The following is a 14,956-nucleotide window of genomic DNA, read 5'->3' on the forward strand; positions in this document are numbered from 1 at the left end:
GCTGCGCCCCGCCAGCCAAACGCAGAATACCCAGCCCAGGCAATCCAGTGTTACGCCAACTGAAATGCCGAATGCTCACGCAACGCCGCCACGCAATGATCGACAAAACTGCGCACACGCATCGGCCCATGGCGCCCTTCGCCGTACACCACATGCACCGGCAGGGGCGCTGGCTCATAACCCTGCAGGACGCGGCATAACTGGCCGCTGAGCAGATGCTCATGCAGCGGATAGCTCAAGCAACGCACCAGCCCCGCGCCCTGCACCGCCGCATTGATCGTGCCTTGCACCGTGGCGCAACTCAGCCGCGCGCGGGCCTTGAGCTGGCAACCCTGGAACGCCCAATGCACCGGGTCGGCAGTGGCGATCAGGCGATGCCGCTTGAGGTCGTCCGGGTGTCGGGGTTCGCCGTGCGCCGCGAGGTAAGCGGGACTGGCGCAGAGGATCTGCCGCACGTGCCCGACCGGCCGCGCGATCAGTGAGGAGCTGGGCAACTCGCCGACCAGGATCGCCACGTCCAGCCCCTCTTCGTGCAGGTTGGGGTAATAGTCGTGGTAGTGGGCGGTAAGCTGCACCGCGGGGTAACGATCCATGTAGCTGGCCAACAGCGGCGCCATCACATAGCGGCTGAACAGCAACGGCATGAACACCCGCAGATTGCCCTGGGCCTGTACATGCAAGCCGTTGGCCGAGGCTTCGGCGGCGTCCACGGCGGCCAGCAGGCGCACGCAGTCGGCCATGTAGGCAGTGCCCGTGTCGGTAAGGCTGACACCCCGCGTGCTGCGTTGCAGCAACGGTACGCGCAGGCGTGCTTCCAAGCGCGCAATCGCACGCATCAACGTCGGCGCCGAGACCTGGGCTGCACGTGCGGCCGAGGCCAGGCTCGGTTGCTCGGCGAGCGCGGCAAACAGCTGCATATCGCGATAACGCTCCATCAACCGCGCCGCTTCATCGCCGGATTCAAGGCCGTGTCCTGGCCCAGGCGATGGCTGAGGAAATCCACAAAGGTGTGGATCTTGGCCGGCACGCGCGCGCTTTTCTGGAACACCACCTGGATCGGCAACGGGGCCGGCTCGAAGTCCTCGAGGACAATTTCCAGCTCACCGGCCGCCACCGCCGCCGCGACCTGATAGGACAGCACCCGCGCCACCCCCCAGCCCAGGCGTGCCAGGTTGATCGCTGCGTTATTCGCCGAGACCACCAGGCGCGGTTCGATGGGCACCGTCAGCGGCTGGCCGGCGTCGACAAACGCCCATTCACTCACCAATCGGCTGGAGGACAGGCCGACGACCTGCGCCGCAGGCAATTGCCCGGGGTGCAGGGGGCGGCCGTGCTGGTCGAGATAGCCGGGCGAGGCGCAGACCACCCGACGCACCTCGCCCACCTTGATCGCCTGTTGCCCCGGCTCGTGCAGATGGCCGATGCGCACGGCCACATCGATGCCCTCGTCGCTCAGGTTGACCACCCGATCCACCAGCAAGGCATTGATATTCACCAGCGGAAAACGGTCGAGGTACTCGCCCAGCACCGGCGCCACATACAGCTCGCCAAACAGTACCGGTGCGGTCACCGTGAGGTGGCCGCAGGGGATCGAATAACTGCCCGCCGCCGCTTCTTCGGCTTCGTCCAGCTCGGCGAGGATGCGCCGGCAATCTTCGAGGTAACGCTGGCCGGCCTCGGTCAGGTGCAGGCTGCGGGTGGTGCGCGCCAGCAGCTGGGTGCCGATGCGCGCTTCCATGGCGGCGATGGCCCGGGTCACGCTGGGGGGCGAGGTGTTCAGGCGGCGCGCCGCGGCGGCAAACCCCTCCTCCTCGACCACCGCCAGGAACACCTGCATTTCGTGAAATCGGTCCATCGATGCGCCTCAGCAACGTTAATGTGATTGCAACCCTACCGCCGTACGCGGCATGCCCACAAATCCCGGCAAGGCCTCGATGCTGGCAAGCCAGGCGCGCACCTTAGGGTAGTCGGCCAGCGACACATTGCCTTCCGGCGCATGGGCCACGTAGGTGTAGAACGCAATATCGGCGATGCTCGCTTGCTCCCCCGCCAGGAAGCGGGTTTCGCTCAGTTGCTGCTCCACCAGTGCCAACAAGGCATGGGCACGGCTGATCGCCGCCGCCGCATCCACATCGGCACCGAACACCACGGCCAGCCGTGCGGTGGCCGGCCCGGCGTGCAACTGGCCGGCGGCGGCCGACAGCCAGCGCTGTACGCGCGCCTGCCCCATCGGGTCGCTTGGCAACCATTGGCCCTTGCCGTATTTCGTGGCGAGGTAGACCAGGATCGCGTTGGAGTCCGCCAGTACGGTGCCGTTGTCGTCAATCGCCGGGACCTGGCCGAAAGGGTTGATGGTCGCAGTGAAGTCAGCGCTTTTATGCGCGCCTTGCTTGAGGTCCACCAGGATGAACTCGCTGGGCAACCCCAGCAGGGACAGCATCAGCTCGGCCCGATGGGAATGGCCGGACAAGGGGAAACCATAGAGTTTGATCGCAGGCTGGGACATGTAAGGCTCCAAAGGGTGGGGGTTTGACACCGGCATGTTCCACCGCTGCGCCGACCACTGGAATCACCAGCTTTTACAATCCAGCATTTCAGTGGGTGAAACAATCACTCGCCAAACAGTTCGACGATCAACGCAAACAACGTGGTCTTTACCGCACTGTCCAACGTGGTCCAGGCCAACCCCGTGCGCGCCTGAAACGCCCCCAACGCCAGTGGCCGCGACACGCAATTGGCCGGCAACGCCCGCGCGGCCTGCTGCGGCAAGACGCCGACGCCCAACCCGGCGCAGACCAGCGCGAGCATGGTGGTGAACTCGCCCAGTTCGGACGCGATCTGCAAAGGAATGCCCACGGCCTGGATAAATTCGTCGTAGAACCCCGGCGCATAGCGCCGCGCGAGGATGTACACCGGCACGTCGAGCAGGTCGCCGGGCTGGATCGAATCCTGCGTGGCCAACGGATGATCCATCGGCAGGGCCACGCAGAACGGCTCGCGCAACACCACGCGAGTCTGCACCCCAGGGTAGGCGGCAGGCAGGCGCATCAGGCCGAAATCCAGGCGATCATTCTTCAGCGCGGCGGCTTGATCGGGGCCGGGCATGTCCTTGAGTTCCAGCTCGATCCGCGGGTAACGCTGATGCACCGTGCGGATCAACTCGGGTAACAGGTGCGGCAATACCGACGACACAAAGCCCAGGCGCACCCGGCCGATTTCCCCCCGGTTGGACGCCCGTGCCGCCTCCGTCGCCCGCGCGGCCTGGTGCAGGGTCGCCTGGGCTTCGGGCAGGAACACCCGACCGGCATCGGTCAAGGTCACCGAGTGGCGATTGCGGTCCAGCAGGCGTACGCCCAGGCCAGCTTCGAGCAGCTTGATCTGCATGCTCAGGGCCGGTTGCACAATCGACAACTGCGCCGCCGCCCGGCCGAAATGCAGCTCCTGGGCCAGTACCACAAAGGCGCGCAAGTGCTTGAGCTCCATCGAGCCTCCCCGGTTATCACGGATATTGATCAGCTGATCATAAATGAACATTGGACCTACACCCTATACCGGAGTGAAGTTAAGCCCATCAGCCAACGTTTTGATTATCACAAGCGCGCCCGGAGAAACATGCCCATGCAAAGCGTTCTAGACACCTTTCGCCTCGATGGCCGGCTGGCGCTGGTCACCGGCTCCAGTGCCGGTATCGGCCTGGCCATCGCCCGAGGCCTGGCCCAGGCCGGTGCGCGGGTGGTGCTCAACGGGCGTAACCGCAGCACCCTGCGCGATGCCGCCGCGCTGCTGACCCGCGAGGGCCTGGAGGTGCACACCGAGGCCTTCGACGTCACCGACAGCGCGGCGATCCAGGTCGGCGTGGCGGCTATCGAGGAACGCCTCGGGCCCTTGGATATCCTGGTCAACAACGCCGGCATGCAACGCCGTGGGCCGCTGGAAGACTACAGCGAGCAGCATTGGCGCGAACTGATCAGCACCAACCTCGACAGCGCCTTCCTGGTGGGCCAGGCCGTGGCGCGGGCGATGATCCCGCGCAAGCGTGGGCGCATCATCAATATCTGTTCGGTGCAAAGTGAATTGGGCCGCCCGGGCATCGCGCCGTATGCGGCGAGCAAAGGTGCGTTGAAGATGCTCACCAAGGGCATGGCCATCGACTGGGGCCCCCACGGGCTGACGGTCAACGGTATCGGCCCCGGCTACTTCAAGACCGAGTTGAACGCCAACCTGGTGGCCAACCCCGAGTTCAGCGACTGGCTGGTGCAACGTACGCCGAGCCGACGCTGGGGCGACGTCGCCGAACTGGCCGGTGCGGCGGTGTTCCTGGCCAGCGATGCCGCGAGTTTCGTCAACGGTCATATCCTCTACGTCGACGGTGGCATCACCGCGTCGCTGTAACCCTGGAGAACCTTATGCACGCCATTGTCTGCCACGCCTCAAAAGACCTGCGGGTCAGCCCCCAGGACGAACCCCATAGCCTGGGCCCCGAGCAACTGCGCGTGCGCATCGCCCGCGGCGGCATCTGCGGCTCGGACTTGCACTACTACCAGCACGGCGGCTTCGGCACCGTGCGCCTGCGCGAGCCGATGGTGCTCGGCCACGAAGTCTCGGCAGTGATCGACGCCGTGGGCTCCGACGCCGGCCGGTTCAAGGTCGGCCAGCGCATCGCCGTATCGCCGTCGCGTCCCTGCGGCGCTTGCCGCTATTGCCATCAAGGCCTGCCCAACCACTGCCTGGACATGCGCTTCTACGGCAGCGCGATGCCCTTCCCGCATATCCAGGGCGCGTTTCGCCAGAGCCTGGTGATCGAGACGCATCAGGCACATGTGCTGGCTGATCACGTCAGCCTCGCCGAAGGTGCATTGGCCGAGCCGTTGTCGGTGGGGTTGCATGCGATCCAACGGGCCGGCGCAGTGTTCGGCAAGCGCGTGCTGGTGACCGGTTGCGGCCCCATCGGCAACCTGCTGATCGCCGGCCTGCGCGCCGCCGGTGCGGCTGAAATCGTCGCGGTGGACCTGTCCGCCAGCGCCCTGGCCTGCGCGGAAAAAATGGGCGCCACGCGCACCCACAACATTGCCGACGGCATCGACGCGCTCAAGCGCTACACCGCTGAGAAGGGTTACTTCGAGGTGATGTTCGAAGTCTCCGGCAGCGCCCAGGCCCTGCGTAACGGCCTGGACTGCATCGCCCCACGCGGCGTGCTGGTCACGGTCGGCTTGGGCGGCGAGGTGTCGCTGCCGCTGAACCTGCTGGTCAGCCGCGAGATCGACCTGCGCGGCACCTTCCGCTTCCACAGCGAGTTTGCCCAGGCGGTGGACCTGCTCAATCGCCAGGTTATCGACGTGCGCCCGGTGATCTCCCACACGGTGCCGTTCGAGCAGGCGGTGCAGGCGTTTGAACTGGCGGCGGACAAGACCCAGGCGATGAAGGTGGTGCTGGATTTTGGCGTGGTGGACGTGGAGTAAGGCCTACCCGCTTTCGGTCAGATACCCCCCCTCGACCTCAAGTGCGCGAATCCTAAGGTAATCTGCGGCGATTACCTTAGGATCGACATGAACCAGATACACCGTCCCCGGTTGACTGAACACGTCCTGCGTCGGACCAATTTGTTGTCCATTCTCGACGTAGAAAACTGCATCGAAGAAAGACTCAAGTTTGAGCAGCTCTTTCAAGAATAGATCCTTATCGAAACAGCCATTTGAACGGTTGATCAGGCAGACATTATAGGTATGTTGCAACAGTGGAGAGTCGGCCTCCCTTGCCAGCAATTGTGCAAAAAACTCCGGCTCGGCGATGGATAAAGCCACAGCTTCAATCTGCCCAAGCCCGGTGGTTTGCCTGGATACACCGGGACGCAGAATACCGTCGGTTCGCGCAGCAATTTCTACCAGTTTCGGCCCCTCTGCGGTGAACATGACTTCTGCATGACTGGGGCCGTTGCGAATACCCAGACACCGCACCACTGCCCGAGTGTAATCCACCAGCAGCGGGTAAACCGATGAGTCAGGTCCGATCAACTCATCGATGTCATAGAGTACGCCGCCCTCTTTTGTGCGCTGTTTTTGGTACCTCACGACCTCGGTAACGAGCTGTTGACCATTGAGTGAAACCATATTCACCACATATTCCGTCCCCGCCAGGTACTCCTGAATCAGCACCTGCGTATTAGGCAGGTTCAACTTATTCGTTGCTCCCAACAGCTTGCCCACCGCAGTCTCGCAGGCCTGCCTGTCCGCGCAGATAAACACACCGTCGGCGCCTGCGCTGTCGAGGGGTTTTACCACGAGAGGAAAGTGCCCATGGTCTTTGATCCAGCCGTCGGCCAACGCCCAACTGCCTGCAACGAACTGTCGGGGTGCGGGCAACTGAGCCTGGGCAACACATTGAATCATGTCGTACTTGTTTCGGCGGGCATTGGTCTTGTCGAAGTCATTACGATAGGGCAGTTGCAGTCGTTCGTTTAACAGGTCAGCCAGAAGCACACCGGTTTCGGCACCGGCGATGATGAAGTCAGGCTTGAAGCATTCGACGCCCGCCAAGGTAGTCGTCATAGAGCCATTGACAATCATCTGCACATAAATCGAATGATCGAAGCCCTTGTAGTAGTAACTGTCCAAGGCTCCCGTTGACGCAACATGCATGAGCACACAACCCTTTTCACTCAACCGCTTCGCCACAAATTTTCCCGAAGAAAAACCATCAACCACGACCACTCTAATCATGTTGCCTCCTTCCTGATTGCATACATCGCCCGACCCAAAAGCAACAACACAATGACGCTGACCGCCACCACACTGGCCATGGAAAACTCCACTCTGGTATCCAGGTATTGGAGTAACAGTACAAAGACAGGAAGTGTCAGCAAAACCAGGGAGACATGGATGGGTGTGAGGTAGTAGATGGTTTTCTGAATCAGGTAAATCGGCAACAAATGCCCGATCACAACCAAGACCACCATCGGCAGAATCAATTCGCGGTCGAGCAAAAAACTCACCTCGGAAGCAGGAATTGCGATGACGCAGACACCAATCATCGCCACGCTCCTGACAGCCAGTATTTCATGGACAGACCAATGGCGAGCGAACATCTCCTTGGAGAAAACCGTGTAAATGACGGTACCCAACGCGCAAACCATGACGCTGCCAATACCCAACAGTCGCTCCTCCACGGTAGTAGCGACCACACCGCTGTCACCGGCAAAGGAATTGAACAACATGATCCCTACCGACGTGAGCACCAGACATGAAACCAGCGTATCTGCGAAGGCAACCTTAGCACCGCGTTTATTCAGCAGCGAGATAATCAACGTGAAGGCTGGGCCGCAGGCTACTGAGGCGACTCCGACCACTGCTGGCTCTAAATAACGCAACGCATAAAACAGGCCTCCCCAGTTGAGTAGAACTGCAATATTTACGATAAAGACAAACGTCCAACAGGATCTAAACTTTGAAACCAAAGAACCTGCATCGCGATACAGCGCGCACACGATAAAAAACACTGCCGACGTTGCAAAACAATAAAAAACAACGATCAGCGTATTGATCGATTGCGTAACATAAGCGACATACACATCGAATGCTGCACTGAGCAAGCAAAAAACCAAGCCAATTATTACACCCAGCCTAAGCATATCTATCAACCGAAAAAATACCGACCTATGAAATCACGTTCACACCTTCGTCTCTAACCACTATTTTCATAATGGTTTTCACATCGATACCCGTTTGTTTTTTAACCTTTTCAGCGCCATTATTCCCCACCTTTTCAACGGCACAAATAACGTCCACTAATTCGCCACCAGCACCTTTCACTGCATTAACCAGCGCAATCACTGCGCCACCAGTACTCAACGTATCATCAATAACAGTTACGCGATCACCAGCATTAACGCCATTAAGATACATATCTCCTTGAAAATACTCTGACTGCACATTAACCACCTGCTCATTGATATCCCCCAGACTGTAGGAATACCATCTAGCCATTGCCATAGGAATACCTGTAGGCAAAGAGACCGTCGTAGCAAGTGCAGCACCCTTATCTTCTTCAGTTACAATTTTTGAAATATTAAAATCCATGAGTCTAACGATTTTTTGAGCCACCTCCATTAATACCTCCGGCCTTAATGCCGGAATTTGATCAGTAAACTCGTTTACGGTAGTCAATGCTGCACCAGAGTTCACAACTCTGGCATTCCTATAAACTTCTTCAAGTAACATCATTCACCTCACTGTATTCTGGATAAACACCATCCCAGCGACTTTCGTACTTCCATGAACTATCAAAAAACAAGGTGACTATATTTTTTTTGTGGAATGTTCGTGCAAACTCATCGCAGACCAGCAAGTTCGCACCACAGGTCGGGCCAATTGGGATTTTTTCTTCGTCAATAAAGAGCTTCATTCGAGCCCATGCGTCTGAGCCTTCAATCACTCGGACCTCATCAACGAGTTCAGAGATTGTATTAGCTGACAAGACTCCGGCACCGAGCCCCATTAAGTTATGAGGTCGATGTTCAAAAGCCAAGTGATGCCTTTCTGCAAATAATGGAGCAGAATTATTGACTTCAACCCCTACGGTTCTAATTTCGCTGTACTCTCGCTTCAAGACCTCAGCAATACCAGAAAACGTTCCACCCGTGCCTATCGAGCAAACAAAAAAATCAGGTACTACGCCATGCACCTTCAGGTCCCGTACTATTTCCTCACCACAGACCTTCCAACTTTGCCTGTTCAATAAATTGCTGGACTGATCCAGAAAATAACTTTCTCTCGCCGAGTTCTCCGCTTGATAACGTTTGGCTCGAAGTACGGCTTCTGATAAAAAACCTTCTCTTGGCGTTTCAACTATTTCAGCCCCATAAGAGCGTATTTGAACTTTCCGCTCCTCAGTCATACCTTCCGGCATAAAGATTTTCACCTTATAGCCTTTTAGCCTTCCGATCCATGCAAGTGCTGCTCCACCATTCCCGGTAGAACAATCTATCAAGGTCATGCCCGGCCAAATGACGCCGGCCTCTTCCAATCGGCTAACAATATTTAGATAAGTCCTGTCCTTGTGACTTCCTGAGGGATTCAAAAACTCACACTTAGAAAAAACTTTGTTGCCATTTATCGAGAGTGTTTTCAACTCTACAAGTGGCGTACCACCGATATCTGCGAGCTCCATTCTGAAGCCCCCTATCCTCGACATAGAATACTTGAACGCTAACAGATTACTTCCCAGGCAAATAGCTAGCCGAACGGATAGGTAGTTTCAAGCTCGAAGTGGCGACCTGAGTGTGGGATTTTTCTGCAAGCAATCCCTGCAAGAACTAACACATACAAAAAACAATCAAGCACGCCCACCAGTGACTTACAGTCTCTGCTTATCAGCGATCGGACCGGTCGCGCGGTTTCTAGAATGGAGCGCAGCATCGATTTAACATTGCCCGCAACAAGCTCGAGTGCAACCTCGAACCGTCGCGGCCGCACATCTGCGATGAAGATTCGATTGCTAAGGGTTGCAACACCTGAGGCTCAGACGCGCTCTTGCAAGCGCTCACGCAAAAACCGGTGGCTCCTGGAAAACAACCGCCGATAGGTCAGCAACACCGCCCCCACCGTACCCAACGCCGACGACGCGGCAATCAGGAACATGATCACGATCTGATAGCGCACCGCGTCCACCGGGCTTTCCCCCGCCAGCACCTGGCCGGTCATCATGCCGGGCAGGCTGACGATGCCGACCACGGTCATCTGGTTCAGGGTCGGGATCATCCCCGCGCGTACCGCCTGGCGGATCGCTTCCTGGGCGGCCTCCCAGCGTGAGCCGCCGAGGGCCAGGATCATCTCGATGGTGTTGCGCCCCGAGGTCAGTTCCTGGGTCATGCGTTCGATCCCCAGGGACACGCCGGTCAGGGTATTACCGAGGATCATGCCGAGGATCGGGATCGCGTACTGCGGCTCGTACCACGGGTGGATGCGGATCACCGCAAACAAACCCACTGCCGTCACCAGCCACGAACTGCCCCACACCGACAGGATGCTGTCGACCCTTTGCCCACGGTACGTCCTGCGCCCGCGCCCCGCCGCCGACAGCCCGGCGATCAGGGTCATTGCGCCCATCAACGGCAGTACCACATACCAGTAGGCGAACTCGAACACCCAGCCCAGCAGGTAACCGATGGCCAACAGTTGCACCACGGTGCGCACCGCCGCCCACAGCAACTGGCGGCCCAGGCCCAGGCGCAGCAGCAGGGAGAGCGCACCGTTGACCAGAATCAGCGAAGCGGCGATGCCCATGTCCAGAGCGGTGAGGTTTTGGTAATTCATGGCTGGGTCGCCTCGCTCAACACGCCGGCACTCATGTGCCAGTGGATGTCGCTCATGCGCCGCGCCTGGTCGAGGTCGTGGGACACCCAGACATAGGCGCGGGCGTTATCACCGGCAAACCAGGCGCTGATCAACGCTTCCACATCGCGGGATGAGGTGGGGTCGAGGGCGGCGGTGGGTTCGTCCAGCAGCAGCACCTCGGGGTTGAGTTGCAGGGTGCGGATCAGCGAGACCACCTGGGCCTCGCCACCCGAGAGGTCCAACGCGTTCCTGGTCAAAAAATCGGCCGTCTTACCGGCATGCCCCAGCAAGGCGGTCACCGCTTGCGGGTCGAAGCGGCGCTGGCGCAGGGTCTTGAGGCTGAAGGGAAAGCGCAGGTTGTCCTCCACCGTGCCTTCGAGCAGCGCGGGGCGTTGGGAGAGGTAGCTGATATGGCTGCGGTAATGGGGAATCTCGGCATTGGCAATCGGCTGGCCGTTCCACAGGACCTGCCCGCTGGTGGGTGCATCCAGCAGTGCCAATGCACGCAGCAATACGCTTTTGCCGGAACCGGAAGCGCCGGTGATCGACACGCGGTCGGCGCGGTTCAAGGTGAAATCCGTGGGCTGCAGCAAGGGCACCTGGCGGCGTTCGTCCATGCGCGTGAGGGCGCGGGTTTCGATCAGTGCACTCATGGACGCGGTGTTCCTCTTAAACCTGTTGGGTGCAATGGTGCGGCAGGCGCGGGAAGTTTTCATGAGAAATTTCAAACTATCGCCACCCACGTCGTTCAGAACTTCAGGTTCAACGTTAAGTAGGAGACGATATGCAATACCGACAACTGGGCCATTCGGGCCTGCTGGTATCCGAAATCATCCTCGGCACCGTGCCCTTTGGCGGTCGCGCCGAGTTTGAAAAATGCGGATCGGTAGACGTGCCCCAGGCCAGGCGCATGTTCGATATCGCGTTCGACGCCGGGGTGAATATGGTCGACACCGCCGACCTTTACTCCCACGGACTGGCCGAAGAAGTGGTCGGCAAAGCCTTGGGCGACAAACGCAACGATATCCTGCTGGCCACCAAGGGCCGTAGCCCCGTGGACAACAACCCGAACAACTCAGGCTCGTCGCGCTACCACCTGATTCGTGCGTGCGAAGCGAGCTTGAAGCGCCTGGGCACCGACCATATCGACCTCTACCAATTGCACAATTGGGACGGCATGACCCCCATCGAGGAAACCCTCGAAGCCCTGCGGCTGTTGGTTGGCTCAGGCAAGATCCGCTACTTTGGCACCAGCAACTTCACCGCCTGGCAGATGATGAAAACCCTCGGCAAGGCCGAATTGCACGGCATGCTCAAGCCCATCACCCAGCAGATCTACTACACCCCGGAATCCCGCGAGGCCGAGTACGAGTTACTGCCCCTGGCCCTGGACCAGCACGTGGGGACGCTGGTGTGGGGGCCGATGGGCGAAGGCCTGCTGACCGGTTCCACCCGGCGCGGGCAGCAGCCACCGGCCAATACCCGCCAGGGCAGCGGCTGGCCCGAACCCTACGTGCATGACCAGGAACGTGCGCTGGACATCATCGAGACCCTCGCCGCCGTGGGCGATGAACAGGGCGTATCGGTGGCGCGCACCTGCCTGGCCTGGCTCAAGGACCGTCCGGGAATCACCTCGCTGATCGTCGGCGCCCGCACTGAAGCGCATCTGCGTGACAACCTGGCGGCCACAGAATTGAAACTCACCGATGAACAGTTCTCGCGTATTGAAGCGGTGACACGGCGCCAACCGTTGTATCCGTACTGGCATCGTTTTACTGCCGGGATTGATCGCTTCGACCCGGCAGAACGGCCGTTCCTGGCCGAGCACCAGAAGACCATGGATGCACGCAAGGACAAATAATCCAGAACAGCGTACCTATGGCGAGGGAGGTGCCACTACCTCTTCGACGTAGCGCTGTCGCGCAGCAAACTGGGACCTCTGTGGCGAGCGGGCTTGTCCCGCGCTGGGGTGCGAAGCACCCCTGATGGAGACAAATGTGGTGTATCAGACACTCCTCTGCGCCTGGTTTTGGGGCTGCTGCGCAGCCCAACGCGGGACAAGCCCGCTCACCACAAGAATGCGCTCGCCTGAAATTATTTATGCAGGACTCAAAACTTCAGTGTGAAATTTTACCCCTTTAAAATCAGTAAGTTATTTTAAGTTTGATAAGAGCTTGTTCCCTCGCCACAGGTTACTTTTGGCCCTTTCTACGTCTTCATTGACTGGCATGAGGGCAAATCCCCCTCGCACATTTAATCCCGTACACCCCCCAAAAAGAGTACGGCTTTGATCCCAAGCCTGATTTGCAATCAAACGCCGCAATGCCTATATTTCCCGCCTGGCGCTCTCTACGCCACCTTCCGCGGAAAGGGATGCGCCCAGGACAATGAAGCTTTACCTCATTTCTACGACTCCCAACCTTAAAGCGGAAAAGGTTTGTGCAAGGAGATCGTATGTCGCAACGCCCTGTATCCTCCAACACCGATGGCCGTCTCAACCTTGAGCAGCAGCGCAAGCGCGCCAAGGAACTGTTGCGCCAGCTGAAAGCCCAGGACCCCTGCGCCACCCTGTCCCAAGCCCAATGGCAGATCGCCAGGCAACTGGGCTTCAGCAGTTGGCCCAAGCTCAAGGCCCATGTCGACGCCATTGACTTCGCCGCCCGCCATCCCGACTTTGCCGCCAGCGACGAAGCGCGCACCACCCACTGGCGCTGCGGCAATGACATTGCCCACAGCCTCCAGGTGGCCGGGTTCAAAGGCCGCTTCCAGATGCTCACCGACCCGCTGTGCATGGGCCCGGTGCGCGACGTCCCCGCCGCAGAATTCCGCGCCCTGCGCAGCGCGTTCATCAGCCAGGCATTTGCCCTGCCCTTAGCGGACGTCACGCGCCGCGTCGACGATGAATACGATCAGCTCCACACCTTGGCCAGTGCCGAGCACAGCGTGCTGTGGTGCGAGGCGGACGCCTATGACCAGTTGTTCCTGATCCGCGCCCTGGCCGGCCTGGAGCAGGCACCGCCCAAGCTGGAGCTGATCGAGGTGGATCGTATCCCCGGTGTCGAGCGCTTTATCGGTATCGGCCAACTGGCGCCGGATGTATTGGCGTGGCTATGGCCACAGCGGCGCTTGATCGGTGACGATGCGGTGCACCTGGCCAAACAGGCCTGGTCGGCCTATTGCGACAGCTCACCGACCCAGTTGGCCGAGCTTGCCCATGGCAAACACCCGGCCCTGCCGTTGCTGGCTCCAGCGCTGTTGCGTCAGTTGCAGGAGTTGCCGGGAACACACGATGGCCTGTCGCTGACCGAACGCCTGGCCCTGACCTACCTAGCCGAAGCCGGGCCGCTGCCATTTGGCCGAGTGTTCGCCGAGCTGATGGCCAGGCGCGACCCGTTGCCGTTCCTGGGGGACATGATGTTTCATGCGCTGTTGCGGCCGTTGATCGATGGCGAGCAGCCGTTGCTGACGGAAACCGAGACGCATCTGGACTGGCCCCGCCGCACGTTGTCGCTGACCACATTGGGCCATAGCGTGCTCAACGGACAGGCGTACTGGCTCGACCATGCCAGCCACGAACGCTGGGTGGGCGGTACATGCATCAGGCCCGGCCAACCGCACTGGATGATTGATGACGCCCTGCGCCCCCAGTACAGAACACCGTAAAAAAACAGCCCGCCGTGCATCACGCACGGCGGGCTGTTTTAGTAGTCATCGGCGCCCAGGCTGAAGACGGTGGTGCATCAACGCCGAATCAGGCTAAGGTGCCGCCCACGCGCCCTTTCCCTGCGAGACCTCTGCATGCGACCCCTGATCTTCGCCAGCCTGTGCCTGCTGGCAGGCTGTCAACAAACGCCGCCGGCCAACGACCAGCTCGACGCCGTACTCTGGACCCAGACCTCCATCGAACACGAGTTGATCTATCGCCAGGTCTTCGCCCATGCCACCCGCCAGCTCGACGTGGCGCTGGCCGATCCCCGCTGGGACGCGCTGCCCTTCCCGCCCCGCAACCTCAGCGGCCTGCCGCCGGCGGTGGTGGTGGATATTGATGAAACCCTGCTGGACAACGTGCCGCTCAATGCCCGCGACGTGATCAATAACCAGGTGTATGGCTACGACCGCTGGAACACCTGGGTTGACCAGGCCAAGGCCCAGGCCCTTCCCGGTGCCGTGGCGTTCCTGCAAGCGGCGAAGCAAAAAGGCATCCAGGTTTACTACCTGACCAACCGCGAACACAGCCAGGTCGCGGCCACGGTGGCCAACCTGCGCCTGCGCGGTTTTCCGGTGGAGAGCAATCAACAGGTGCTCGCCGCCAGCACGCCTACCGGGCACTGCGAAAGCGCCGGCTACGGCAAGAACTGCCGCCGCCAATGGGTCGCCAGCCAGGCTCGCGTGCTGTTGATGGCCGGTGATTCCCTGGGGGATTTCGTCCAGGCCGAACGCAACACCCTCGAGGCCCAGCGCAAGGCCGTCGCCCCCTATGTGAACTGGCTCGGGCAGCGCTGGTTTTTGCTGCCCAACCCGACTTACGGCAACTGGTACAGCGCGCCCTATGGGGACGATGAAAAGCTGCCGTTCGCGCAGAAACGCCAGCTCAAGCAGCAGGCGTTGCAGTTGCAGGAGTAACGCCG

15 protein-coding genes and 1 pseudogene are annotated in these 14,956 nt (G+C 59.9%); 6 read left to right on the top strand and 10 right to left on the bottom strand.

All coding sequences use genetic code 11. From position 1 onward, the window contains the following. Positions 1–50: 50 nt before the first annotated feature. From BM416_RS03955 to BM416_RS03970, 4 genes are all read right to left on the bottom strand, one after another. Positions 51–935 carry a LysR family transcriptional regulator gene (locus tag BM416_RS03955; protein ID WP_092485725.1) on the bottom strand — a complete coding sequence of 295 codons (885 nt, stop codon included), beginning with the start codon at positions 933–935 and terminating at the stop codon, positions 51–53. Beyond that, on the bottom strand, positions 935–1,855 hold the full coding sequence (locus BM416_RS03960; RefSeq protein WP_092485728.1) for a LysR family transcriptional regulator: 921 nt from the start codon (positions 1,853–1,855) through the stop codon (positions 935–937). Before BM416_RS03960 ends, BM416_RS03955 begins: the two co-directional genes overlap by 1 nt. An 18-nt stretch (positions 1,856–1,873) precedes the next feature. Beyond that, positions 1,874–2,506 carry a glutathione S-transferase family protein gene (locus BM416_RS03965; protein WP_092485731.1) on the bottom strand — a complete coding sequence of 211 codons (633 nt, stop codon included), beginning with the start codon at positions 2,504–2,506 and terminating at the stop codon, positions 1,874–1,876. 104 nt (positions 2,507–2,610) lie between these two features. Next, positions 2,611–3,483, bottom strand: coding sequence for a LysR family transcriptional regulator (locus tag BM416_RS03970; protein WP_092486885.1), 873 nt, complete (start codon positions 3,481–3,483; stop codon positions 2,611–2,613). Between the two features lie 135 nt (positions 3,484–3,618). Here BM416_RS03970 and BM416_RS03975 point away from each other — a divergent pair, with 135 nt between their 5' ends. Both BM416_RS03975 and BM416_RS03980 read left to right on the top strand, forming a co-directional pair. Beyond that, a complete protein-coding gene (locus BM416_RS03975) occupies positions 3,619–4,392 on the top strand; it encodes a glucose 1-dehydrogenase (RefSeq protein WP_092485734.1) in 774 nt (257 codons plus the stop codon). A 14-nt stretch (positions 4,393–4,406) separates the two neighbouring features. Beyond that, positions 4,407–5,459 carry an L-idonate 5-dehydrogenase gene (locus tag BM416_RS03980; RefSeq protein ID WP_092485737.1) on the top strand — a complete coding sequence of 351 codons (1,053 nt, stop codon included), beginning with the start codon at positions 4,407–4,409 and terminating at the stop codon, positions 5,457–5,459. A 3-nt stretch (positions 5,460–5,462) separates the two neighbouring features. Here the strand turns inward: BM416_RS03980 and BM416_RS03985 are convergent, their stop codons facing one another. The 4 genes from BM416_RS03985 to BM416_RS04000 all read right to left on the bottom strand — a co-directional run bounded on the left by BM416_RS03985 (position 5,463) and on the right by BM416_RS04000 (position 9,162). Continuing rightward, complete coding sequence (locus BM416_RS03985; protein ID WP_092485740.1) at positions 5,463–6,716, bottom strand: ATP-grasp domain-containing protein; 1,254 nt, start codon at positions 6,714–6,716, stop codon at positions 5,463–5,465. Then, positions 6,713–7,585, bottom strand: a complete 873-nt coding sequence (locus BM416_RS03990) for an EamA family transporter (protein ID WP_256577435.1) — start codon at positions 7,583–7,585, stop codon at positions 6,713–6,715. The genes BM416_RS03985 and BM416_RS03990 overlap by 4 nt, the downstream gene beginning before the upstream one ends. Before the next feature lie 64 nt (positions 7,586–7,649). After that, positions 7,650–8,213: a phosphoribosyltransferase family protein gene (locus BM416_RS03995; protein WP_092485746.1), complete on the bottom strand. Its 564-nt coding sequence runs from the start codon at positions 8,211–8,213 to the stop codon at positions 7,650–7,652. Then, positions 8,203–9,162 carry a cysteine synthase family protein gene (locus BM416_RS04000; RefSeq protein ID WP_092485749.1) on the bottom strand — a complete coding sequence of 320 codons (960 nt, stop codon included), beginning with the start codon at positions 9,160–9,162 and terminating at the stop codon, positions 8,203–8,205. The genes BM416_RS03995 and BM416_RS04000 overlap by 11 nt, the downstream gene beginning before the upstream one ends. 251 nt (positions 9,163–9,413) lie before the next feature. On the opposite strand from BM416_RS04000, the pseudogene BM416_RS04005 reads away from it, so the two are divergent. Next, positions 9,414–9,509 (top strand): annotated as a pseudogene (locus BM416_RS04005) (DUF2599 domain-containing protein); the annotation flags it as partial. Between the two features lie 3 nt (positions 9,510–9,512). On the opposite strand, the gene fetB reads toward BM416_RS04005, so the two are convergent. Next, positions 9,513–10,307, bottom strand: coding sequence for an ABC transporter permease (gene fetB / locus BM416_RS04010; RefSeq protein WP_092485752.1), 795 nt, complete (start codon positions 10,305–10,307; stop codon positions 9,513–9,515). Next, complete coding sequence (locus BM416_RS04015; protein WP_092485755.1) at positions 10,304–10,981, bottom strand: ABC transporter ATP-binding protein; 678 nt, start codon at positions 10,979–10,981, stop codon at positions 10,304–10,306. Before BM416_RS04015 ends, fetB begins: the two co-directional genes overlap by 4 nt. 131 nt (positions 10,982–11,112) lie before the next feature. Between BM416_RS04015 and BM416_RS04020 the strand changes: the two genes are divergently transcribed. The 3 genes from BM416_RS04020 to BM416_RS04030 all read left to right on the top strand — a co-directional run bounded on the left by BM416_RS04020 (position 11,113) and on the right by BM416_RS04030 (position 14,951). Next, complete coding sequence (locus BM416_RS04020; protein ID WP_092485758.1) at positions 11,113–12,189, top strand: aldo/keto reductase; 1,077 nt, start codon at positions 11,113–11,115, stop codon at positions 12,187–12,189. Between the two features lie 593 nt (positions 12,190–12,782). Then, the gene (locus tag BM416_RS04025; RefSeq protein ID WP_092485761.1) at positions 12,783–13,991 is read left to right on the top strand and encodes a DUF1835 domain-containing protein; all 1,209 of its coding nucleotides are present in this window, start codon (positions 12,783–12,785) and stop codon (positions 13,989–13,991) included. Positions 13,992–14,126: 135 nt separating this feature from the next. Beyond that, positions 14,127–14,951: a 5'-nucleotidase, lipoprotein e(P4) family gene (locus BM416_RS04030; RefSeq protein WP_092485763.1), complete on the top strand. Its 825-nt coding sequence runs from the start codon at positions 14,127–14,129 to the stop codon at positions 14,949–14,951. Positions 14,952–14,956: the final 5 nt, after the last annotated feature.

Source organism: Pseudomonas sp. NFACC42-2, assembly GCF_900116055.1.
GTDB lineage: Bacteria > Pseudomonadota > Gammaproteobacteria > Pseudomonadales > Pseudomonadaceae > Aquipseudomonas > Aquipseudomonas marginalis.